Annotated in this window: 17 protein-coding genes; 13 read left to right on the top strand and 4 right to left on the bottom strand. The window is 70.1% G+C overall.

Annotated elements, in window-relative coordinates; translation table 11 throughout:
* Positions 1 to 53 precede the first annotated feature (53 nt).
* Entirely contained in the window at positions 54 to 1,322 is a 1,269-nt protein-coding gene (locus ACVNF4_RS02990) for a tyrosine-type recombinase/integrase (protein ID WP_461801055.1), read from the top strand.
* Positions 1,323 to 1,397: 75 nt separating this feature from the next.
* Here the strand turns inward: ACVNF4_RS02990 and glnA are convergent, their stop codons facing one another.
* Complete coding sequence (gene glnA, locus ACVNF4_RS02985; protein ID WP_461801054.1) at positions 1,398 to 2,759, bottom strand: type I glutamate--ammonia ligase; 1,362 nt, start codon at positions 2,757 to 2,759, stop codon at positions 1,398 to 1,400.
* A gap of 269 nt (positions 2,760 to 3,028) precedes the next feature.
* On the opposite strand from glnA, the gene ACVNF4_RS02980 reads away from it, so the two are divergent.
* From ACVNF4_RS02980 to ACVNF4_RS02960, 5 genes are all read left to right on the top strand, one after another.
* The gene (locus ACVNF4_RS02980; protein ID WP_461801053.1) at positions 3,029 to 3,304 is read left to right on the top strand and encodes a hypothetical protein; all 276 of its coding nucleotides are present in this window, start codon (positions 3,029 to 3,031) and stop codon (positions 3,302 to 3,304) included.
* 145 nt (positions 3,305 to 3,449) lie between these two features.
* On the top strand, positions 3,450 to 4,118 hold the full coding sequence (locus ACVNF4_RS02975) for a DUF3105 domain-containing protein (RefSeq protein WP_461801052.1): 669 nt from the start codon (positions 3,450 to 3,452) through the stop codon (positions 4,116 to 4,118).
* On the top strand, positions 4,115 to 4,747 hold the full coding sequence (locus ACVNF4_RS02970) for a DUF305 domain-containing protein (protein WP_461801051.1): 633 nt from the start codon (positions 4,115 to 4,117) through the stop codon (positions 4,745 to 4,747). The genes ACVNF4_RS02975 and ACVNF4_RS02970 overlap by 4 nt, the downstream gene beginning before the upstream one ends.
* Positions 4,748 to 4,947: 200 nt before the next feature.
* Positions 4,948 to 6,891: a S53 family peptidase gene (locus tag ACVNF4_RS02965; protein WP_461801050.1), complete on the top strand. Its 1,944-nt coding sequence runs from the start codon at positions 4,948 to 4,950 to the stop codon at positions 6,889 to 6,891.
* 101 nt (positions 6,892 to 6,992) lie between these two features.
* The gene (locus tag ACVNF4_RS02960; RefSeq protein ID WP_461801049.1) at positions 6,993 to 8,747 is read left to right on the top strand and encodes an NAD+ synthase; all 1,755 of its coding nucleotides are present in this window, start codon (positions 6,993 to 6,995) and stop codon (positions 8,745 to 8,747) included.
* A gap of 85 nt (positions 8,748 to 8,832) precedes the next feature.
* On the opposite strand, the gene panB is transcribed toward ACVNF4_RS02960, so the two are convergent.
* Positions 8,833 to 9,699: a 3-methyl-2-oxobutanoate hydroxymethyltransferase gene (gene panB / locus ACVNF4_RS02955; RefSeq protein ID WP_461801048.1), complete on the bottom strand. Its 867-nt coding sequence runs from the start codon at positions 9,697 to 9,699 to the stop codon at positions 8,833 to 8,835.
* A 190-nt stretch (positions 9,700 to 9,889) separates the two neighbouring features.
* Here panB and ACVNF4_RS02950 point away from each other — a divergent pair, with 190 nt between their 5' ends.
* From ACVNF4_RS02950 to ACVNF4_RS02935, 4 genes are all read left to right on the top strand, one after another.
* Positions 9,890 to 11,482: an MFS transporter gene (locus tag ACVNF4_RS02950; protein WP_461801047.1), complete on the top strand. Its 1,593-nt coding sequence runs from the start codon at positions 9,890 to 9,892 to the stop codon at positions 11,480 to 11,482.
* 84 nt (positions 11,483 to 11,566) lie between these two features.
* A complete protein-coding gene (locus tag ACVNF4_RS02945) occupies positions 11,567 to 12,235 on the top strand; it encodes a TetR/AcrR family transcriptional regulator (protein ID WP_461801046.1) in 669 nt (222 codons plus the stop codon).
* A gap of 189 nt (positions 12,236 to 12,424) precedes the next feature.
* The gene (locus ACVNF4_RS02940) at positions 12,425 to 13,468 is read left to right on the top strand and encodes an endonuclease/exonuclease/phosphatase family protein (protein ID WP_461801045.1); all 1,044 of its coding nucleotides are present in this window, start codon (positions 12,425 to 12,427) and stop codon (positions 13,466 to 13,468) included.
* Between the two features lie 143 nt (positions 13,469 to 13,611).
* Complete coding sequence (locus ACVNF4_RS02935) at positions 13,612 to 14,832, top strand: MFS transporter (RefSeq protein ID WP_461801044.1); 1,221 nt, start codon at positions 13,612 to 13,614, stop codon at positions 14,830 to 14,832.
* Between the two features lie 2 nt (positions 14,833 to 14,834).
* Here the strand turns inward: ACVNF4_RS02935 and ACVNF4_RS02930 are convergent, their stop codons facing one another.
* Positions 14,835 to 15,416, bottom strand: a complete 582-nt coding sequence (locus ACVNF4_RS02930; RefSeq protein ID WP_461801043.1) for a TetR/AcrR family transcriptional regulator — start codon at positions 15,414 to 15,416, stop codon at positions 14,835 to 14,837.
* 72 nt (positions 15,417 to 15,488) lie between these two features.
* On the opposite strand from ACVNF4_RS02930, the gene ACVNF4_RS02925 reads away from it, so the two are divergent.
* From ACVNF4_RS02925 to ACVNF4_RS02915, 3 genes are all read left to right on the top strand, one after another.
* Positions 15,489 to 16,082 carry a dihydrofolate reductase family protein gene (locus tag ACVNF4_RS02925; protein ID WP_461801042.1) on the top strand — a complete coding sequence of 198 codons (594 nt, stop codon included), beginning with the start codon at positions 15,489 to 15,491 and terminating at the stop codon, positions 16,080 to 16,082.
* Between the two features lie 78 nt (positions 16,083 to 16,160).
* On the top strand, positions 16,161 to 17,186 hold the full coding sequence (locus tag ACVNF4_RS02920; protein WP_461801041.1) for an ATP-binding cassette domain-containing protein: 1,026 nt from the start codon (positions 16,161 to 16,163) through the stop codon (positions 17,184 to 17,186).
* Entirely contained in the window at positions 17,183 to 17,992 is an 810-nt protein-coding gene (locus tag ACVNF4_RS02915) for an ABC transporter permease (protein ID WP_461801040.1), read from the top strand. Before ACVNF4_RS02920 ends, ACVNF4_RS02915 begins: the two co-directional genes overlap by 4 nt.
* Positions 17,993 to 18,037: 45 nt before the next feature.
* On the opposite strand, the gene ACVNF4_RS02910 is transcribed toward ACVNF4_RS02915, so the two are convergent.
* Positions 18,038 to 20,588: ATP-binding protein (locus ACVNF4_RS02910; RefSeq protein WP_461801039.1), on the bottom strand; the 2,551-nt coding region annotated here is incomplete at its 5' end.

The following is a 20,588-nucleotide window of genomic DNA, read 5'->3' as shown; positions in this document are numbered from 1 at the left end:
GCGGCGCCCACCACGCCCGCCGCGCCCTGCTACCGAGAAGGGAGTCAGCCCCCATGGCTGGCCACATCCAAGACCGCTGGTTCAAGACCGAGACCACCGCAGACGGCAAGACCGTCCGCACCAAGACCGACCGCCACGGCACCGGCCTCCGCTACCGCGCCCGCTACATCGGCCCGGACGGCACCGAGAAGTCCAAGAGCTACCCCGACGGACAAAAGCGCCTCGCTGAGAAATGGCTCTCGAAGATCGAGACCGACATGGGCAGCGGCAACTACGTCGACCCGAAAGCCAGTCGAACGACGTTCCGGCAGTACGCCGAGAAGTGGCTGAAGACTCAGACCACCGACCTCACGACCCGAGAGACGGTCACCTCCTCGGTTCGCGGCCACGCGATCCCCTACCTCGGGTCACGCCCCCTCGGTTCCTTCAAGCCCGAGCACATTCGCGACTGGCTCAGCGCGTTGGAGCAGGCCGTACCGGCGACGTCGTACCGGCGCGTGATCTACAACAACGTGTCGACCATCCTCAACGCGGCCGTGGATGACGGCCACCTGGCCAAGAACCCGTGCCATGCGCAATCCGTACGCCCTCCCGCGCCGGGAACCGGCCGCGTGGTGCCGTGGACGGCCGAACGGGTCTTCGGCGTCCGAGAGGCGCTTCCGGAGCGCTTCCGCGCGGCGGTCGACCTTGGAGCGGGATGCGGCCTACGGCAAGGGGAGATCTTCGGACTGCCTGTCGATGAGATCGACTGGGAGTCGGGCTGGCTGCACATCGTGAACCAGGTCAAGGTGACGTCCGGTGGTCTCGTCTTCGGCCCGCCGAAGCGGGACAAGCTCCGTGACGTCCCCCTGCCCGATCGTGTCGCGGACGTCCTCAAGCTCCACATGAAGGAGTTCCCGCCGGTCCCGGTCACCCTGCCGTGGCTGCGGAAGGACGGCCGCATGGTGACGCGCAAGCTGTTGTTCACCCGCCTCGACGGCGCGGGCGCGGTCCGGCGGACCGACTTCAACGACCGCGCTTGGAAGCCCGCCCTCGTGGCGGCCGGCGTGATACCCGAGCCGAAGCAGGGTGAGCGCCACCAGGCGGCCCGCGAACACGGGATGCACGCCCTGAGGCACTTCTACGCGTCCGTGCTGCTGAACGCCGGGGAGAACATCAAGGCGCTGAGCCACTACCTTGGGCACAACGATCCGGGGTTCACGCTGCGGGTGTACACGCACCTCATGCCGAGTAGCGACGCGCGGGCCCGGAACGCCGTGAACGACCTGTACACGGCCACCGATCCGGCGCCGGACGGCCCACAGACGGCCCACGGGCACTGAGACGACGCGGGGCCGACGGTCACGAACCGTCGGCCCCACTCGTGTGCCCGGCGGGAAACCCGCCCTGACCTGCCCTTACAGCACCGGCAAGTTCTTCCGCAGCTCGAACGCCGTCACCTCGGACCGGTACTCCTCCCACTCCTGCCGCTTGTTCCGCAGGAAGAAGTCGAAGACATGCTCGCCGAGGGTTTCGGCGACGAGGTCGGAGCGTTCCATGAGGGAGAGGGCCTCGCCGAGGTTCTGGGGGAGGGGTTCGATGCCCATGGCGCGGCGTTCGGCGTCGGAGAGGGCCCAGACGTCGTCCTCCGCGCCCGCGGGGAGTTCGTAGCCCTCCTCGACGCCCTTCAGGCCGGCCGCGAGCAGCAGCGCGTACGCCAGGTACGGGTTCGCGCCGGAGTCCAGGGAGCGGACCTCGATGCGGGCGGAGCCGGTCTTGCCGGGCTTGTACATGGGGACGCGGACGAGGGCGGAGCGGTTGTTGTGGCCCCAGCAGATGTAGGAGGGGGCCTCGCCGCCGGCTCCGGCGGTGCGCGATGTGCCGCCCCAGATCCGCTTGTAGCTGTTGACCCACTGGTTCGTCACCGCGGACGTCTCCGCCGCGTGCTTCAGCAGGCCCGCGATGAAGGAGCGGCCGACCTTGGAGAGCTGGTACTCGGAGCCGGACTCGTAGAACGCGTTGCGGTCGCCCTCGAAGAGGGAGAGGTGCGTGTGCATGCCGGAACCGGGGTGTTCCGAGAACGGCTTCGGCATGAACGTCGCCTGCACGCCCTGCTCCAGCGCGACCTGCTTCATGACGAGGCGGAACGTCATGATGTTGTCGGCGGTGGAGAGCGCGTCGGCGTACCGGAGGTCGATCTCCTGCTGGCCGGGGGCGCCCTCGTGGTGCGAGAACTCGACGGAGATGCCCATGGACTCCAGCATGGTGATCGCCTGGCGGCGGAAGTCCATGCCGATGTTCTGGGGGGTGTGGTCGAAGTAGCCGGAGTTGTCGGCGGGGGTGGGACGGGTGCCGTCGAGGGGGCGGTCCTTCAGGAGGAAGAACTCGATCTCGGGGTGGGTGTAGAAGGTGAAGCCCAGGTCGGAGGCGCGGGCGAGGGCGCGCTTGAGGACGTAGCGGGGGTCCGCGAAGGACGGGGAGCCGTCGGGCATGAGGATGTCGCAGAACATCCGGGCCGTGCCGGGCGCTTCCGCGCGCCAGGGGAGGACCTGGAAGGTGGACGGGTCCGGCTTGGCGATCATGTCGGACTCGTACACGCGGGCGAAGCCCTCGATGGCGGAGCCGTCGAAGCCGATGCCCTCGTCGAACGCCTGCTCAAGTTCGGCCGGGGCCACCGCCACGGACTTGAGGAAGCCCAGCACGTCCGTGAACCACAGACGTACGAACCGGATGTCGCGCTCCTCCAACGTCCGGAGCACGAACTCCTGCTGCTTGTCCATCTTCCGCTTCCCCATCCTTGCTGGTCAGGCCGCCGGCCCCTCGTCCCTTCGGGAGGCGGTCGGGCACCCGAGCATCACACCACAACACCGTTTCGTACGCGTTGCGGACCATGATCACCCATCCGGCCCCCTCCTGAACGCCTCACGTACGCCAGGTGTACCGCTGTCCCACCCATCTTGCCTGTTCGGACTGACATCCGTAATGCCCGGCCTCGCCCGTCTCACGAATACCCGCACGGGACGGCCACTCACCTCTTCGGTGTCCCGGGGTGGGCGTTCGACCCGGGGGCCGGATCGCGACCCTGCTGGACCCGCTGGGCACCGGGCAGGGACTGCCGGTGCGGATGCCGCTGCGCTGCCGGCGTCCCGAGGAGGCGCGGCGGTTCTACCGGGAGGCGCTCGGGACGACGTCGGCGTGCGCGGAGTTCCGTCGCGAGGACGTCGCGTTGCCGGGGTGGGAGCTGGTCGTCCGTGGTTCGGGGGGTGCGGGCGAGGTCGTCAGCCCTGAAGGCCACCGCTTCCGCAGCGAGCATTCCGGCGCATAGGGCGCGTATCGCGTCGTCACTTCCGAACCAGCCGTCCCTTGGCCATGACATCTCTACACCGGCGCTCACCTCCCGCATTACGATCAGCCCGCTCGAACACCTCGAACACCCCCACCGTCCCCGCCTTCGAGAAGGACACAGACCCATGGGTTCCGCTGACAAGACCGGCAGTTCCGAGCGCAAGGCGCGAATAGAGGAGATGCGGCGGGCCGAGAAGGCCAGGGAGCGGCGTAATCGGTTGCTGATGGTCGTGGGGAGTGTGGTGGTGGTCGCCGGGCTGGTGGTCGGTGGGGTCTTCGTGATCCAGAAGAGCAAGGACGACAACGAGGCGAAGGCGGTCGACGAGGCCAAGTCCTCGGGGAAGTTCGAGGCCGGGTCGGACGGCGTCAAGACGTGGAAGGGGACGTTGGGGCGTACGCATGTGACCAAGAAGGTCGTCTACCCGACCGTCCCTCCCGTCGGCGGTGACCACGCGGCCGTGTGGATGAACTGCAACGGCGACGTCTACCGGAAGCCCGTGGACGACATGAACGCCGTGCACTCGCTGGAGCACGGCGCGGTCTGGGTGACGTACAACGACAAGGCCCCGAAGGCGGACGTCGACGCGCTGGCCGAGAAGGTCAGGAAGACGCCGTACACGCTGATGAGCCCGGACGACAAGCAGGCCGACCCGATCATGCTGACGGCGTGGGGCCACCAGCGGACGGCCACCTCGGCGACCGACCCGGACGTGGACAAGTTCCTCGCGAAGTTCGTCCAGGGCGAGCAGACCCCGGAGCCGGGCGCGGCGTGCACGAACGGGCTGGCGCAGTGAAGCTCGGCACGGGACTCGTCACCGGCGCTGCGGCGGTGGCGCTGCTGGCGGCCGGCGGCATCACGTACGCGGTCGCGCAGGACAACGGCTCCGGGCAGACCCTGCCGGTGCCCGCGGCCGACTCCGCGGACGCGGGGTTCGCGCGGGACATGGCCGTCCACCACCAGCAAGCGGTTGAGATGTCGTACATCGTGCGCGACCGCACGGACGACGAGGAGGTCCGGCGGCTCGCGTACGACATCGCGCAGACGCAGGCCAACCAACGCGGCATGCTGATCGGCTGGTTGGACCTGTGGGGCCTGCCGAAGGTGTCCGCGCAGGCGCCGATGACCTGGATGGGCATGGGTGACATGGCCTCCGGCAAGGACGGCGCGCTGATGCCCGGCATGGCGACCAACACCGAACTGGAGAAGCTGCGTTCACTCAGCGGCAAGCAGGCGGAGGTCTTCTTCCTCCAGTTGATGACCGCCCACCACAAGGGCGGGGTGCACATGGCTCAGGGCTGTGTCGCCAAGTGCGCGGTGGGCGTGGAGAAGCGGCTGGCCCAGGGGATGGTCGCGGCGCAGGAGTCGGAGATCGAGCTGATGGCCGGGATGCTCAAGGAGCGGGGGGCGGCGGCGAAGCCCTGAGGGAGAAGCCCTGAAAAGAGGCCTTCAAGGGCCATAGGGTTTTCCCTACGGTTCACGTACGAATCACCCGAAACCCCCCAAGCGGTACCCCACTTGGGTTCCTCTTAACCATCGCATTCCCCTGGCATGAACGGTTCATGGCGAGAGTGGCAGCCACCTCGGGCGATCCACCCGTGACGAACCACGAAACAGGGGGTCTCATGAGATCCAACCGCGCCGCGCTGCGCACCGGAGTGAGCCTGGCGGCGACGCTGCCCATGGTCGCCGGTGCGCTGGCGCTCGGCATACCCGCCGCCCACGCCGCGAACACCCCGGCCCGCGCCACGCTGGCCGGGACCAAGCCGGCGTGGGCCACCGCGCAGGCGGACAAGGGCTCGACGCCGGACAGCGCCCAGGTCGATGCCCGCGTCTACCTCGCGGGGCGGGACGCGCAGGGCCTCGCCGCCCTCGCGAAGGCCGTCTCCGACCCGAACTCGGCCGCGTACGGAACGTACTTGACGGCCCAGGAGGCGAAGGACCGCTTCGGCGCGACCAAGGCACAGGTGGCCGCGGTTCAGGCGTGGCTGACCAAGGCCGGTCTCCAAGTCACCGGCACGACACAGCACTACGTGTCGGTCAGCGGCGATGTCGCCGCCGTGGAGCGGGCGTTCGGCACGCAGCTGCACAACTACACCAAGGGCGGCCACACTTACCGCGCCCCCGCCAAGGCGGCCACCGTCCCGGCGGACCTGAACGGCGCCGTCCTGACCGTCACGGGTCTCGACAACGCGCCGCACCGCGCCCAGGCCAAGGACCAACTCCCCGGCCCGGAGAAGGCGTTCAGGGTCGCGGGCCCGTTCTCCACGTACTACGGCTCGAACATCGCGAAGACGCTGCCGGACGCGTACGGCACGAAGGTCCCGTACGCCGTGTCGGGCTACACCGGCAAGCAGCTGCGGGCCGCGTACGGCGCCGGCAAGTACACCGGCAAGGGGGTGCGTATCGCCATCACGGACGCCTTCGCCTCCCCGACGATCGCGTTCGACGCGCAGACCTACGCCAAGGCGCACGGCGACGCGAAGTGGAAGACCGGTCAGCTCAAGCAGGTGCTGCCGAAGACGTACACGCACACCGGCGCGAAGGAGTGCGACGCGTCCGGCTGGTACGGCGAGGAGACCCTCGACGTCGAGGCCGTGCACGCGGTCGCGCCGGACGCGGAGGTGACGTACGTCGGCGGTGCCTCCTGCAACGACCCCGACCTGCTCGACGCGCTGAACAAGGTCGTCGACAACCACCTCGCCGACATCGTCTCCAACTCCTGGGCCGACCTGGAGGGCAACCAGACGCCCGACTCGGCCGCCGCCTACGACCAGACGTTCCAGTTCGGCGCGGTCGAGGGAATCGGTTTCTACTTCTCGTCGGGTGACGACGGCGACCAGGCCGCCAACAGCGGCAAGAAGCAGGTCGAGACCCCGGCCAACTCGGCGTGGGTGACGGCGGTCGGCGGGACCTCGCTGGCGGTCGGCAAGGGCGACAAGTACCTGTGGGAGACCGGCTGGGGCACCACGAAGGCGAACCTGTCGGCCGACGGCAAGAGCTGGACCGGGTTCCCGGGGGCGTTCACCTCCGGCGCGGGCGGCGGCACCAGCAAGAACGTTCCCGAGCCCTTCTACCAGAAGGGTGTCGTGCCGGACGCGCTCGCCAAGGCCAACAGCGCCGACGGCAACCGGGTCCTGCCGGACATCGCCGCGATCGCCGACCCGAACACCGGCTTCCGGGTCGGCCAGACCCAGACGTTCCCGGACGGCACGCAGCAGTACAACGAGTACCGCATCGGCGGCACCTCGCTCGCCGCGCCGGTCATCGCCGCCGTCCAGGCGCTCGCCCAGCAGGCGCGCGGCAAGGCGATCGGCTTCGCGAACCCGCAGATCTACGCGAAGTTCGGGACGAAGGTGTACCACGACGTCACCGACAACCCGACCGGCAAGGGCCTCGCGGTCGCCCGCGTCGCCTTCCTCAACGGGTTCGACGCGACGGGCGGCCTTGAGACGTCCGTCCGCACCCTCGGCCACGACAGCTCGCTGAAGGCCGTGAAGGGCTTCGACGACGTGACCGGTGTGGGCTCGCCCGCGATCGGTTACGTGGATTCGTACAAGAAGAAGTAGCGGTAACCGCTTGGGGTGGTGTGCGGTGCGGGCCTTCGCAGTGAGGTGGCCGACACCGCGCACCACCCCATCGCGTCGCTCTGACGATTACACTGCGAGACGTGCCTCAACTTCGTCTTGCCCTGAACCAGATCGACTCCCGTGTCGGTGATCTCGCCGGCAACGCCGAGGCGGTGCTCCGCTGGACCCGGCACTCCGCCGAGCAGGGAGCGCATCTCGTGGCGTTCCCCGAGATGGTGCTGACCGGCTATCCCGTCGAGGACCTCGCGCTGCGCACCTCCTTCGTGGAGGCGTCCCGGGCGGCGCTGCACACGCTTGCCACGCGGCTCGCCGAGGAGGGGTTCGGCGACCTCCCCGTCGTCGTCGGCTACCTCGACCGCTCCGACGCCGCGCAGCCGAAGTTCGGCCAGCCGGCGGGGGCTCCGCGCAACGCGGGCGCGGTGCTGTACGGGGGTCGGGTGGCCCTGTCGTACGCCAAGCACCATCTGCCGAACTACGGCGTCTTCGACGAGTTCCGCTACTTCGTGCCCGGCGACACGATGCCGGTGGTCCGGGTGCGGGGTGTCGACGTCGCGCTCGCCATCTGCGAGGACCTCTGGCAGGACGGCGGCCGGGTGCCCGCCGCGCGCTCCGCCGAGGCCGGTCTGCTGCTGTCGATCAACGCCTCGCCGTACGAGCGGGACAAGGACGACACGCGTCTTGAGCTGGTCCGCAAGCGCGCGCAGGAGGCCGGTTGCACAACCGCTTACCTCGCGATGACGGGTGGCCAGGACGAGCTGGTCTTCGACGGCGACTCGATCGTGGTCGACGCGAGCGGCGAGGTGATCGCCCGCGCACCCCAGTTCTCCGAGGGCTGCGTCGTCCTCGACCTGGACCTCCCCGCCGCCTCCGCCACCGCCCCGACGGGCCTGGTGGACGACGGGCTGCGCATCGACCGTGTCGTCCTCACCGAGGAGCCGGTCCCGGCGTACGAGGCGACGCGGCACGGCGCCTACGCGGAGCGGCTCGACGACGACGAGGAGGTGTACTCGGCGCTGGTCGTCGGCCTGCGGGCGTACGTCGAGAAGAACGGCTTCACGTCGGTCCTGATCGGGCTGTCGGGCGGCATCGACTCCGCGCTCGTCGCGGCAATCGCTTGCGACGCGGTCGGCGCGGCCAACGTCTACGGCATCTCCATGCCGTCCAAGTACTCCTCGGACCACTCCAAGGGGGACGCGGCGGAGCTGGCGCGGCGTACCGGCCTGAACTTCCGGACGATCTCCATCGCCCCGATGTTCGACGCGTACATGGCGTCCACCGAGCTGACCGGTCTCGCCGAGGAGAACCTCCAGTCCCGTCTGCGCGGCACCCTCCTCATGGCCGTCTCCAACCAGGAGGGCCACATCGTGCTGGCCCCCGGCAACAAGTCGGAGCTGGCGGTCGGTTACTCGACCCTCTACGGCGACTCCGTCGGCGCGTACGGCCCGATCAAGGACGTCTACAAGACCTCGATCTTCCGCCTGGCGGAGTGGCGCAACCGCGCGGCAGCCGCCCGTGGCCAGACCCCGCCGATCCCGGAGAACTCCATCTCCAAGCCCCCGAGCGCGGAGCTTCGCCCCGGCCAGGTCGACTCGGACTCCCTCCCCGACTACCCCGTCCTCGACGCGATCCTTGAGCTGTACGTGGACCGCGACCAGGGCGCCGACGCGATCACCGCCGCCGGCTACGACCGCGACCTCGTCGTCAAGACCCTCCGCATGGTCGACACCGCCGAGTACAAGCGCCGCCAGTACCCGCCGGGCACGAAGATCTCGGCGAAGGGTTTCGGCAAGGACCGTCGGCTGCCGATCACGAACGGGTGGCGGGAGTCGGTGTAAGGGGCCCGCACGACGAAGCAGCCCGCCGACGGGGGACGGTCGGCGGGCTGCTTCGTCGTGCCGGAGATGGCTCAGGGCCGCTCACTCAGTGGACGGAGTGCTCCTCCTGCGGGAACGTTCCGCCCACGACGTCCTCGGCGAAGGCGCGCGCCGCGCCGGTCATGATCTGACGCAGGTCCGCGTACTGCTTGACGAACTTGGGGACGCGGCCGGAGGTCAGGCCGAGCATGTCGGTCCACACCAGGACCTGGGCGTCCGTTTCGGGACCCGCGCCGATGCCGACGGTCGGGATGTGGAGGACGCGGGTGACCTCGGCGGCGAGTTCCGCCGGGACCAGTTCGAGGACGACCGCGAAGGCGCCGGCGTCCTGGACGGCCTTGGCGTCGCGCAGGAGCTGCTGGGCGGCCTCCTCGCCCCGGCCCTGGACGCGGTAGCCCATCGCGTTGACGGACTGGGGGGTCAGGCCGATGTGGGCCATGACCGGGATGCCGGACTCGACGAGGAGGCGGATCTGGCCGTGGGAGCGCTCGCCGCCCTCCAGCTTGACCGCCCCGACGCCGGCCTCCTTGACCAGGCGGGTGGCCGAGCGCAGGGCCTGGACGGGGCCCTCCTGGTAGGAGCCGAAGGGGAGGTCGGCGACGATCAGCGAGCGGGTGGTGCCCCGGACGACGGCGGCGGAGAGCATCGTCATCTCGTCGAGGGTGACGGGGACGGTCGTCTCGTAGCCGAGGTGGCAGTTGCCCGCCGAGTCGCCGACCAGGATCACCGGGATCCCGGCCTCGTCGAAGACGGACGCGGTCATCGCGTCGTACGCGGTGAGCATGGGCCACTTCTCGCCGCGCTCCTTGGCGAGGGCGATGTCGCGGACCGTGATGCGGCGGGTGCCCTTTCCTCCGTACAGCGTCTTGCCGCCGTCGGAGGGTTTGTTCTGGGCAGCCGAAAGCTGCGTCATGGCAACGGCTCCTTCTGTCATCTCGAAGCGCCCTTACGGCGTCCCCGGATCACTCCCATGGTCGCACCTGAGGACTACGGGAGCCAGAGCGCCCCCGCCTTCCCCGGCCCCCGCCCCCTACGGGTAAGAGAGAGGTAAATCTTTACGATACGGATCGGTGCCGTATCGGAATTCGGCCTAGGCTCGGAACATGACCACTCCAGCCGCACCCGCGGCACCCCGGATACCGGAAGCCGTCCACAGACGACGCTGGGCGATCCTCGGCGTGCTGATGCTGAGCCTGCTGATCGTCGTCCTGGACAACTCGATCCTGAACGTCGCGATCAAGACCATCTCCACCCCGGCCCCGGTCGGACTCGGCGCGACGCAGAGCGAGTTGGAGTGGGCGATCAACGCCTACACGCTCGTCTTCGCCGGACTCCTGTTCTCCGCGGGGCTGTTGGGTGACCGGATGGGCCGCAAGAAGGTCCTGATCGGCGGGCTCGTCGTGTTCGGGATCGGCTCCGCGCTGGCCGCCGAGTCCGCCTCCCCCGGTCAACTCATCGGTTTCCGGGCGCTGATGGCGCTCGGCTCGGCGTTCGTGATGCCCGCGACGCTGGCCGTCCTGATGAACGTCTTCGAGCGCGAGGAGCAGCCCAAGGCGATCGGCATCTGGGCGGGCGGCGTCGGTCTCGCGATCGCGATCGGGCCGATCACCGGCGGGGTCCTGCTCGACCACTTCTGGTGGGGCTCGGTGTTCCTCATCAACGTCCCGATCGTGATCGTCGCGGTCGCGTTGATGGTGTGGCTCGTCCCCGACTCCCGTGACCCGAACCCCGGCCGGATCGACCCCCTGGGGGTGGCCCTGTCCGTCGTCGGCCTGGTCCTTCTGGTGTACGGGATCATCAAGGGCGGGGAGCTGGCGGACTTCACGGACACGACCGTCCTTGCGACGATCCTCGCGGGGCTCGCGGTGCTGGCCGGGTTCGTCGTCCACGAGAAGCGCAGCGACCACCCGTCGATCGACATCACGTACTTCAAGAACAAGGTGTTCTCGGCGGCCATCGCGGCGATCGCGCTCGTCTTCTTCGCGCTGATGGGTGTGACGTTTTTCTCGGTGTTCTACACGCAGAGCGTGCGCGGTTACTCCCCGTTGCAGACGGGTCTGCTGATGCTGCCGCTGGCCGTCGCGCAGATGGTCTTCGCGCCGCGCGCCCGGCTGGTCGTCGACCGGTTCGGGAACAAGGCGACGACGACCGCCGGGCTCGTGGTGATCGCGGGGACGCTGGTGGCTTTCGCGGCGCTCGACCGGGACACGCCGATCTGGATCCTGGAGGTCATCTTCTTCCTGATGGGCGCCGGTATGGCCCACATCATGACGCCCACCTCGGTCGTCATCATGCAGGCCCTCCCCCGCGAGAAGGCGGGCTCCGCGTCGGCCCTCAGCAACACGTTCCGCCAGGTCGGCGGGGCGCTCGGGATCGCCGTCCTCGGGTCGGTCCTGTCGACGTCGTACCGCGACGGCATCGACGGCCGTCTCGGTGCCGTGCCTCCCGGGTTGCGGGAGACGGCGGGTGAGTCGATCGAGGCGACGCTCGGCGTGGCGGCGAAACTCGGGCCGCGCGGGCGGGAGTTGATCGACCCGGCGCACGACGCGTTCCTCCACGCGATGCACGTGACGGCGTTCTGGGGAGCCGGGGTCGCGGTGATCGGCGCCGTCGTCGTCGCGCTGTTCCTGCCGGGGAAGCCGCCGGCGGAGGCTCAAGGGGAGCAGAAGGAGGGTGAGTTGGCGCACAAGCGCTGAACACGGAAGGGCTGACGCCTCCCCGGCGGCCCTTCCTGCCCACCCCCCGCCGCACCCGTCCCCCACATGAACGAAAATCCCCAGATGACGACTGACACGGACCCGGCCCCTCCCCCCCGAGGCCGCCCCCGCAGCGAGGCGGTCGAGCGGGCCATCATCGAAGGCGCGATGAAGCTCCTGGAGGACGGCGTCTCCCTCGCCGAGCTCTCCATCGAGCGCGTCGCCCGCACGGCAGGCGTCGGCAAGGCGGCGATCTACCGCCGCTGGAGCAACAAGGAAGAGCTCTTCGTCGACGTGATCCGCGCGGCGGAACCGGAGGACCCCGGCCTCACCGGCGCCTCGATGCGCGACGACCTCGTCACCCTGCTGGAGGCCCTGCGCAGGAGAGGGCTGGCCCACCGCTCCTCGACCATCCTCTACAGCGTGCACGCCGTGATGAAGAGCAGCCCGAAACTCTGGGCGTTCTACCACAGCGTCGTCATCGAGCCCCGGCGCCGCATGGCCTTCGACGTCCTGCGCCGGGGCCAGGAGAACGGCGAACTCCGCGCCGATCTCGACCTGGAACTGATCAACGACCTGTTCGTCGGCCCCGTCCTGACCCGCTCGATCCTGCGCCCCGACGGGGACCTCCCGGAGGGGCTGGCCGAGGACGTCGTGGACACTCTGCTCGAAGGGCTACGACCCGTCGGCTCAGCGGAGAAACCGCCGGAAAACAGCCCCGTCACCGGGACACGTCCCGTCAGCTCCCCATAAGAATTCGGATTGTCCGTATTCCGTCACAGACCCCGTCACGAACAGCGGGAACGGAACTCCCCGCACCCTCGCCCTCGTCCAAGTCTCCATACGGCCGTCATGGGACGGCCGGATCGGAGCCGATCATCCCCTAGGGTCGTACACACGGGGGACGGACGGTGTGCACGGCGGGCAGTGAGGCGACACGGTATGGCGCAGCAGGCGTACTTGACGGAGACGGCGGACGGCGGGCCCGGTCCCGAACGTCGAGGAGACCGGATCCGGCGCCTGGTGACCCGCGTGGCCTCGGGGTGGCGGGGCCGGGGCATCTGGCGGCGCGGGATCGTGCTGGCCGCGTTCGCGCTGGCGCTGACGGGCGTGATGGCCGTGCACTCCCAGATCCCGAACCGGTACGGCAACCTCGGCAGCCTCGTCGAGACGTTCCTGCCGTGGATCGCGGTGTTCGTGCCGGTGCTGCTGGTGCCGGCGCTGATCCGCAGGTCGGCGACGGCCCTGATCGCGCTGGTCCTGCCGGTCGCGGTGTGGCTGAACCTCTTCGGCGGGCTCCTCCTCGACCGCACCGGCACCGGCGGCGACCTGACCGTCGCGACGCACAACGTGAACGCGGACAACGCGGACCCGGCCGGCACCGCACGCGACGTCGCCTCGGCGGGGGCGGACGTGCTGGCGCTGGAGGAGCTGAAGGCGTCCGCGGTGCCGACGTACGAGAAGGCGCTCGCGCCGACGTACCGGTACCACGCCGTCGAGGGCACGGTCGGGCTGTGGAGCAAGTACCCGATCAGTCAAGTCTCCGCCGTGGACATCCAGTTGGGGTGGACGCGGGCGATGCGGGCGACCGTGCGGACGCCCGAGGGGGAGGTCGCCGTCTTCGTCGCGCACCTGCCGTCCGTGCGCGTGAAGCTGAAGGCCGGGTTCACGGCCCGGCAGCGGGACAAGAGCGCCGACGCGCTCGGCGAGGCCATCGCGGACGAGCGGCTCCCCCGCAAGATCCTGCTGGGCGACCTCAACGGCACCATGAACGACCGCTCGCTGAACGGGGTGACGTCCCAGATGCGGTCCACGCAGGGGGCGGCGGGCAGCGGGTTCGGGTTCAGCTGGCCGGCGTCGTTCCCGATGGCGCGGATCGACCAGATCATGGTGCAGGGGGTCGAGCCGGTGTCGTCGTGGACGCTGCCGCAGACCGGGAGTGATCATCTGCCGGTGGCGGCGCGGGTGGACCTCACGAAGGAGTGACGGGCCGGGGTTCCGGGTTCCGGGTTCGGAATAGCAGGTCGGCGGGGTTTGTTTCTTAGGCGAACAAACAAGCGGTACGATGAGAGTACCGCCCCCGCCTGCCCTCGCGCCCCCGCGCCCTCTTCCGCAAAGGTTGCCCTCCCATGCCCCTCGCCCTGCTCGCCCTCGCCATCGGCGCGTTCGGCATCGGCACCACCGAGTTCGTGATGATGGGCCTGCTGCCCGACGTCGCCGACGACCTCGGCGTCTCCGTCCCCAGCGCCGGTCACCTCGTCTCCGCGTACGCCCTCGGCGTCGTCATCGGCGCCCCGCTGCTCGCGGCGGTCACCGCGCGGATGGCCCGCCGCAAGGTCCTGATCGGCCTCATGGTCCTCTTCGTCGCCGGGAACGCGCTGTCCGCGTTCGCGCCGGGGTACGACTCGCTGCTCGCGGCGCGGTTCCTGAGCGGGCTGCCGCACGGGGCGTTCTTCGGGGTCGGCGCGGTCGTCGCGACGAACCTCGTCTCCCCCGAGCGCAAGGCCCGCTCGGTCTCCCTGATGTTCCTCGGCCTGACCGTCGCCAACATCGCGGGCGTCCCCGTCGCCACCCTCGTCGGCCAGCATCTCGGCTGGCGGGCCACGTTCCTCGGCGTCAGCGTGATCGGCCTCGCGGCGATCGCGTCCCTCGCGGCTCTCATTCCGGACGACCGTCCCGGGGCCGCCGTCGCGAGTGGGCTCCGCGGTGAACTCGCCGCCCTCAAGTCGCTTCCCGTCTGGCTCGCGCTCGGCACCACCGTCGCCGGGTTCGGCGCGCTGTTCTCGGCGTACAGCTACGTCACACCGATGCTGACCGGCTCCGCCGGGTTCACCGAGTCCAGCGTCACGCTGCTGCTCGCGCTGTTCGGGGTCGGGGCGACCGTGGGGAACCTGGTCGGGGGACGGCTCGCGGATCACTCGCTGCGCAGGACGCTGTTCGGCGGGATGGGTTCGCTGGGGGTGGTGCTGGCTCTGTTCCCGGTGCTGATGTCGGCTCAGTGGAGTGCGGCGCTTGCCGTGACGTTGCTGGGAGTTGCCGCGTTCATCACGGGGTCGCCGCTTCAGCTGATGGTGATGGAGAAGGCGGTTACTGCTCCTTCGCTGGCTTCTTCCGCCAACCAGGCCGCCTTCAACTTGGCGAACGCCGGGGGTGCTTGGATCGGCGGGCTGGCGCTGGCCGCCGGGTTCGGGGTGAACTCGCCTGCGGTCGCAGGGGCGTTGTTGGCCGTGCTGGGGCTGGGGGTCGCGGGAGTCGCGTACGCGGTCGACGTACGACGCGGACCGCGCACCGGACACGAACGCGTCGTCGCGGGGCACATGCCGGAACGGGCGACGGCCGCACAGCACTGACCTCAGCCGGTCTCCCCCACGATCCGCTCCACCGCCGCCGTCACCAACGCCTCCCGCTCCTCCTCCCCGAACACCTCCGGCAGCGTGAGCTGCTCCACGATCAGCCAGTTCAGCGTCAGGATCAGCAGCTTGACGGCGGTGGCGTCGCCCGGGAGGCCGCTCGCCTCGTGGTACGCGATGTTCGCGTCGATGTCCGCGCGGACTCGGTCCGTGAGGAGGGCGCGGAGGGCGGGACGGCGGGTGGACTCCAGACGGAGTTCGAGGAGGGCCAGGTAACCCGTGCGGAACGCCGAGACCCGGGTGACCAGTTCGCGCATGAGAGCGGCGTACGTCTCCCGGTCACGCCCCGCCGTCCGCTGGCGTTCGATCGTCGCCTCGTCCGGCTGGAGGCGTTCGTAGACGCGGGCGCCGGACTGGGTGAGGAGGTCGTCGCGGTTGAGGAAGTAGTTGGAGGTGGTGCCGGGCGGGACGGCGGCCTCCTTGTCGACCGCGCGGAAGGTGAGGCCACGGGCCCCTTCGCGGGCGAGGACCTCCAGGGCCGCGTCTATGAGAGCCACCCTGCGCTCGTCGTTCCGTCTCGCCATTGACACCACTCCATGTGTAGTACTAACTTTCACACCACTACAGGCAGAGTACTACGACTGGAGTTGGTCGGTTTGCGCAAGCTCTCGTACTACGTCGGGCTCTCTCTCGACGGCCGCATAGCGGGTCCCGGCGGCGAGTACGACTTCTACCCCTTCGGCGACGCCGAGCAGGCCGCCGCCTACCTTTCCGGGACGAACGCGCTGTACCCCGACACGGTCCCAACGGCCCTGCGCGCGGGATCGGGTCTGACCGACGTCCCCAACCGGCGCTACGACACGGTCCTGATGGGCCTCGGCACCTACCGGCCCGCCCTCGACGCCGGGATCGGGAGCCCGTACGCCCACCTGCGCCAGTACGTCGTGTCGAGCAGCCTCGACCCGGCCGCGACGCACCCGGACGTCACCGTCGTCAGCGGTGAACCCCTCGCGCTCGTCAGGGAGTTGAAGCAGGAGGAGAGCGAACTCGACATCTGGCTCTGCGGCGGCGGGAAGCTGGCCGGGCAACTGCTGCCGGAGATCGACGAGTTGGTCATCAAGAGCTATCCGGTGGTCGCGGGGGCCGGGATCCCGGCGTTCGACGGCGGATTCGACCCGACGCTGTTCGAGCCGGCCGAGCGGACGGCGTTCACGAACGGCGTGACGCTGACCCGGTTCACCCGCCGATAAACCGCCGACACCCCTCCCCGCGCACCCTGTCGGCCGCCTGTCGGCGCTTTGTCGGTACCCCCTGCCAGTGTGGAGGACATGAAGCGAACCGACATCAAGCCCAGCGGCGGGGGAAGCGCCGTCACCGTACGGGGGCTGGTCAAGCACTACGGCGAGACCAGGGCGCTGGACGGAGTCGATCTGGACGTCCGGGAGGGCACCGTACGAGGCGTGCTCGGGCCGAACGGCGCCGGCAAGACCACCCTCGTCCGTATCCTCTCCACCCTGCTGCGGCCCGACTCTGGAGAGGCGACGGTAGCCGGTTACGACGTGTTGCGGCAGCCCCGGCAGCTGCGCCGCGTGATCGGTCTGACCGGCCAGTACGCGTCCGTGGACGAGAAGCTCTCCGGCTGGGAGAACCTCTACATGATCGGGCGCCTGCTCGATCTGTCCCGCAAGGACTCCCGCGCGAGGGCGGACGGACTGCTGGAGCGCTTCTCGCTCACGGAAGCCGCCCGCCGCCCCGCGATGACGTACTCCGGCGGTATGCGCCGCCGCCTCGACCTCGCCGCGTCGATGATCGGCAGCCCCGACGTCCTGTTCCTCGACGAGCCCACGACCGGCCTCGACCCGCGTACGCGGAACGAGGTGTGGGACGAGGTGCAGCGGATGGTCGGCGACGGCGTCACCGTCCTGCTCACCACCCAGTACATGGAGGAGGCCGAGCGGCTGGCCTCCGAACTGACCGTCGTCGACCGGGGGAAGGTCGTCGCGGAGGGCCTGGTGGACGAGCTGAAGGCGCGGGTCGGCGGCCGGACCCTGCGCGTGAAGCCGCTGGACGCCGGGGAGTTGACGCCGCTCGCGCGGATGCTGGACGACCTCGGTATCACCGGCCTCGCCCAGACGACCGTGGACGCCGAGTCCGGCACGCTGCTGGTCCCGGTGCTCAGCGACGAGCAACTGACCGCCGTGGTGGGCGCGGTGACCGCGCGCGGCATCACCATCTCGGCCATCTCCACCGAACTGCCCAGCCTGGACGAGGTGTTCCTCTCCCTCACCGGCCACCGCGCCGGTGCCGTCGAGGACATCACGCCCGCCGAACCCCGCGAGGAGGTCGCCGTATGAGCGCCGCCACCGTTCACCTCACCGACGACCGCATCCCGCTGAGGTCGCACCTGCGGCACACCGGCGCGCTGATCCGCCGCAACCTGCTGTGGATCCGCAAGGACCCGGAGTCGATGGCCGACGCCCTGCTGATGCCGGTGATCTTCACCCTGCTGTTCGTGTACGTCTTCGGCGGCGCCATCGGGCAGGCGCTCGGCGGCGGCCAGGACAAGTACGTGCAGTACGTCATCCCCGGCATGATCGCGATGATGTCGATGACCCTGTCGCAGGGTGTCGGCACCGGCTTCAGCCAGGACTTCAACTCCGGTGTCATGGACCGGTTCCGGTCCCTGCCGATCGGGCGCGGCTCGGTACTCTTCGCGAAGATCGCCGTGGAGATCGTGCGGATGCTGTTCGCGACGGCGGTCCTGATGGTCGTCGCCGTCCTCGTCGGGTTCGAGATCACCAACTGGGCCGGACTGCTCGCGACGGTGGGACTCGCGACCGTGTTCGCCTCGTCGATCATGTGGGTGTTCCTCACGCTCGGCGTGATCATGAAGAGCGCGCAGTCCGTGCAGGCGATGGGTTTCCTGGTGCTGTTCCCGCTCCAGTTCGGCTCGTCGATCTTCACGCCGACCGGCCAAATGCCGGGCTGGCTACAGAAGTTCACCGACTACAACCCGCTGTCCACGCTCGCCGACACGGCGCGCGGACTGATGGTCGGCGGTCCGGTCGCCCACGACCTGTGGATCACGCTCGGCTGGTCGGCGGCCATCACGGCGGTGATGGCGCCGGTCGCGATCCACAAGTTCCGTACGAAGACCTGACGTCGACGCCCCGCGCCCGGTGTTCCGCGCTCGGTGTCCCGTGGGTCAGACCAGGGCGGTGGCCTCCTCGTAACCGAGGCCGCCGCCCTCGGCGTACGCCGCCTCGTACGCCTCGTCGCCGAGCAGCCGACGCGCCTGCGTCTCCGCCTCCACGCGCTGCATGCGCTCCTGGCGCAGGGCGATGTGGCCGGGCGGCAGCATGGCGTCGCTGGCACCGAGACAGCGGGCCGCGTCGGCGGCGCGGTCCGGTTCCCCGGTGCTGGTCAGGACGAACGCGGCCGTGCACAGGTAGAGGGCCCGCATGTGCGGCGCGATGACCGTCGACAGCGGCGCTCCCGAGGCGGTCAGGGCCCGCCGGACGGTGGTCAGAGCGCTGTCGGTCAGTCCGTCACAGGCGTCGATCCAGGCCTGGAGGCCGTCGATGAACGGCTCGAAGACCATGAACCGGGTCAGCGCGAAGTCCTCGCGCAGTTCCCGGAGTTGCTCGCGGGCCTCCTCGCGGCGGCCGGTCTCGCCGAGCCAGGCGGCGAGGAAGAGCCGGGCGGCGGGCCGGGACTCGTTGACATAGCCCTCGGCCTCGGTGATGGCCGAACGCAGAATGGCCTCGCCCTCCACCGCGTCGGCCGGGTCCTCGCCCTCCAGCAGGACGTTGGCGTACCGCACCCGCAGGATCGTCAACTGGGCGCGGGCACCGAGGCGTTCGGCGTGGTCCATGGCCTCGCGGTAGTCGGCGCCGGCCTGCTCGTGGAAGCCGAGCCGCTCGTACGCCTCACCGCGGGCCGACAGGGACTCGGCGGCGCCCCAGGAGTCGCCGAGCCGGCGGAAGATGTCCAGCGCCTCTCCGGCGTCGCGGGCGCCGTCGCTGGCCCAGTCGCTGCGGTTGGCGAGGAAGTTGCCGCGCAGTTGGAGGCAGAACGCGAGGTCCCATTCGAGGGCGGGGTGGGCGCGGCAGATCTCGATGTTGGCGTGCAGGACGTCCCGGACCATGTCCATGTCGCCGCTCAGCACCATGGCGTAGAACACGTGCAGGCCGGGGATCCAGCAGAGTTGGGGCAGACCGGGGCGGTAGGTGTCCTTGATGAGCGCGAGTTTGCGCTCGGCCTCCGGGGTCTGCCAGAGCTCCATCTCCGTGTCCATGTAGGCGAGATGGGTGAGGTGCGCGCCCCTTCGGGCCTCCGCGAGGAACTCCCCCGTGAAGGGCGGGGGTTGAGCCGTGACCCGCTCCCACACCGGCTCGGCGCGGTGCGGGAGCGAGCCGGCGAAGGGGTCGGGGGCCAGCTCGGTGACCTCCTTGAACCAGTTCCGGGCCTCGATCCGCATGTCGCGCATCTGCCAGTACCAGAGCAGGGAGTGGGCGAGGCTGAGGGCCTCCTGCTCGTCGGGGGCGTCGACCGCGCGGCGCAGGGCCGTGCGCAGGTTCTCGTACTCCGCCTGGAACCGCTCGACCGCCGTCACCTGTCGCGGACCGCGCAGCAACGGCTCGCCGGTGCGGGCGAGTTCACGGTAGTAGGTGAGGTGGGCGCGTTCGGCGGCGGTGCGGGCGCCGGACTCCGTGAGGCGTTCGCCCGCGTACTCGGCGACGGTCTCCAGGAGGCGGTAGCGCATCGCGCCCTCGGCCGAAGGGGCCGCCACCACGAGGGACTTGTCGACGAGGGAGCCGAGGCCGTCCAGCGCGGCGGGGCCGCAGACCGCCTCGGCGGCGGCGAGGTCGCAGCCGCCCGCGAACACCGACAGGCGGCCCAGGACGTCCCGTTCGTCCTCGTCGAGGAGTTCCCAGGACCAGTCGACGACGGCCCGCAGGGTCTGCTGGCGGGGCAGGACCGTGCGGCTGCCCGAGGTGAGGAGGCGGAAGCGGTCGTCGAGGCGGTCGGCTATCTGACGGGGCGTCAAGATCCGTAGCCTGGCCGCCGCCAGCTCGATCGCGAGGGGGAGGCCGTCGAGGCGGCGGCAGATCTCGGCGCAGGCCTCGGGGTCGTCGGTGAGGCGGAAGCCGGGTCGGGCCGCCGCTCCCCGGTCCGTGAGGAGGCGCAACGCGACCGGTTCCGGGAGGGGTTCGACCGGGCGCAGCAGTTCGCCGGGGACGCCGAGGGGTTCGCGGCTCGTCGCGAGGATCGTCAACTCGGGGCAGCGGGCGAGGAGTTCCTCCGCGAGGTGGGCCGCCGCCGTCACGACGTGCTCGCAGTTGTCGAGGATGATCAGCATGCGGCGGCGGGAGCAGTGGTCGACCAGCCGCTCCACCGGGTCGTCGTGCCGGTCCCCCGCCGCCCGGAACTCCTCCGCGCCGGCCCCGTACAGCACGGTCTCCCGGGCACCGACCGCCGTCACGACCGCCTGCGCGACGGCGGCGGGGTCGGAGACGGGGGCGAGTTCCGCCAGCCACACGCCGTCCCTGGCCGCCACCGTCTCCGCGGCCTCCTGCGAGAGCCGCGTCTTCCCGGCGCCGCCGGGGCCGAGGAGGGTGACGAGGCGCGCGGTGGCGAGGTCGCCGCGGATGGTCGCGATGTCGGATTCACGGCCGACGAAGGAGGTGAGGCGGGCGCGGAGGTTGCCGGGGGGAGGGGGAGGCGGGGGTGGGGGTGGGGTCGAGGACAGGGGC

This window comes from Streptomyces sp. S6 (assembly GCF_054880855.1).
This window is presented reverse-complemented; position numbering and strand designations above follow the sequence as displayed.

What these genes read in the sequence shown, in the direction of transcription:
- ACVNF4_RS02950 (WP_461801047.1), top strand. Translation starts at nt 9,890, where the DNA reads ATGACCACTCCAGCCGCACCCGCGGCACCCCGGATACCGGAAGCCGTC.
- ACVNF4_RS02920 (WP_461801041.1), top strand. Translation starts at nt 16,161, where the DNA reads ATGAAGCGAACCGACATCAAGCCCAGCGGCGGGGGAAGCGCCGTCACC.
- panB (WP_461801048.1), bottom strand. Translation starts at nt 9,699, where the DNA reads ATGACGCAGCTTTCGGCTGCCCAGAACAAACCCTCCGACGGCGGCAAG.
- ACVNF4_RS02945 (WP_461801046.1), top strand. Translation starts at nt 11,567, where the DNA reads ATGACGACTGACACGGACCCGGCCCCTCCCCCCCGAGGCCGCCCCCGC.
- ACVNF4_RS02990 (WP_461801055.1), top strand. Translation starts at nt 54, where the DNA reads ATGGCTGGCCACATCCAAGACCGCTGGTTCAAGACCGAGACCACCGCA.
- ACVNF4_RS02915 (WP_461801040.1), top strand. Translation starts at nt 17,183, where the DNA reads ATGAGCGCCGCCACCGTTCACCTCACCGACGACCGCATCCCGCTGAGG.
- ACVNF4_RS02935 (WP_461801044.1), top strand. Translation starts at nt 13,612, where the DNA reads ATGCCCCTCGCCCTGCTCGCCCTCGCCATCGGCGCGTTCGGCATCGGC.
- ACVNF4_RS02965 (WP_461801050.1), top strand. Translation starts at nt 4,948, where the DNA reads ATGAGATCCAACCGCGCCGCGCTGCGCACCGGAGTGAGCCTGGCGGCG.
- ACVNF4_RS02930 (WP_461801043.1), bottom strand. Translation starts at nt 15,416, where the DNA reads ATGGCGAGACGGAACGACGAGCGCAGGGTGGCTCTCATAGACGCGGCC.
- ACVNF4_RS02975 (WP_461801052.1), top strand. Translation starts at nt 3,450, where the DNA reads ATGGGTTCCGCTGACAAGACCGGCAGTTCCGAGCGCAAGGCGCGAATA.
- glnA (WP_461801054.1), bottom strand. Translation starts at nt 2,759, where the DNA reads ATGGACAAGCAGCAGGAGTTCGTGCTCCGGACGTTGGAGGAGCGCGAC.
- ACVNF4_RS02940 (WP_461801045.1), top strand. Translation starts at nt 12,425, where the DNA reads ATGGCGCAGCAGGCGTACTTGACGGAGACGGCGGACGGCGGGCCCGGT.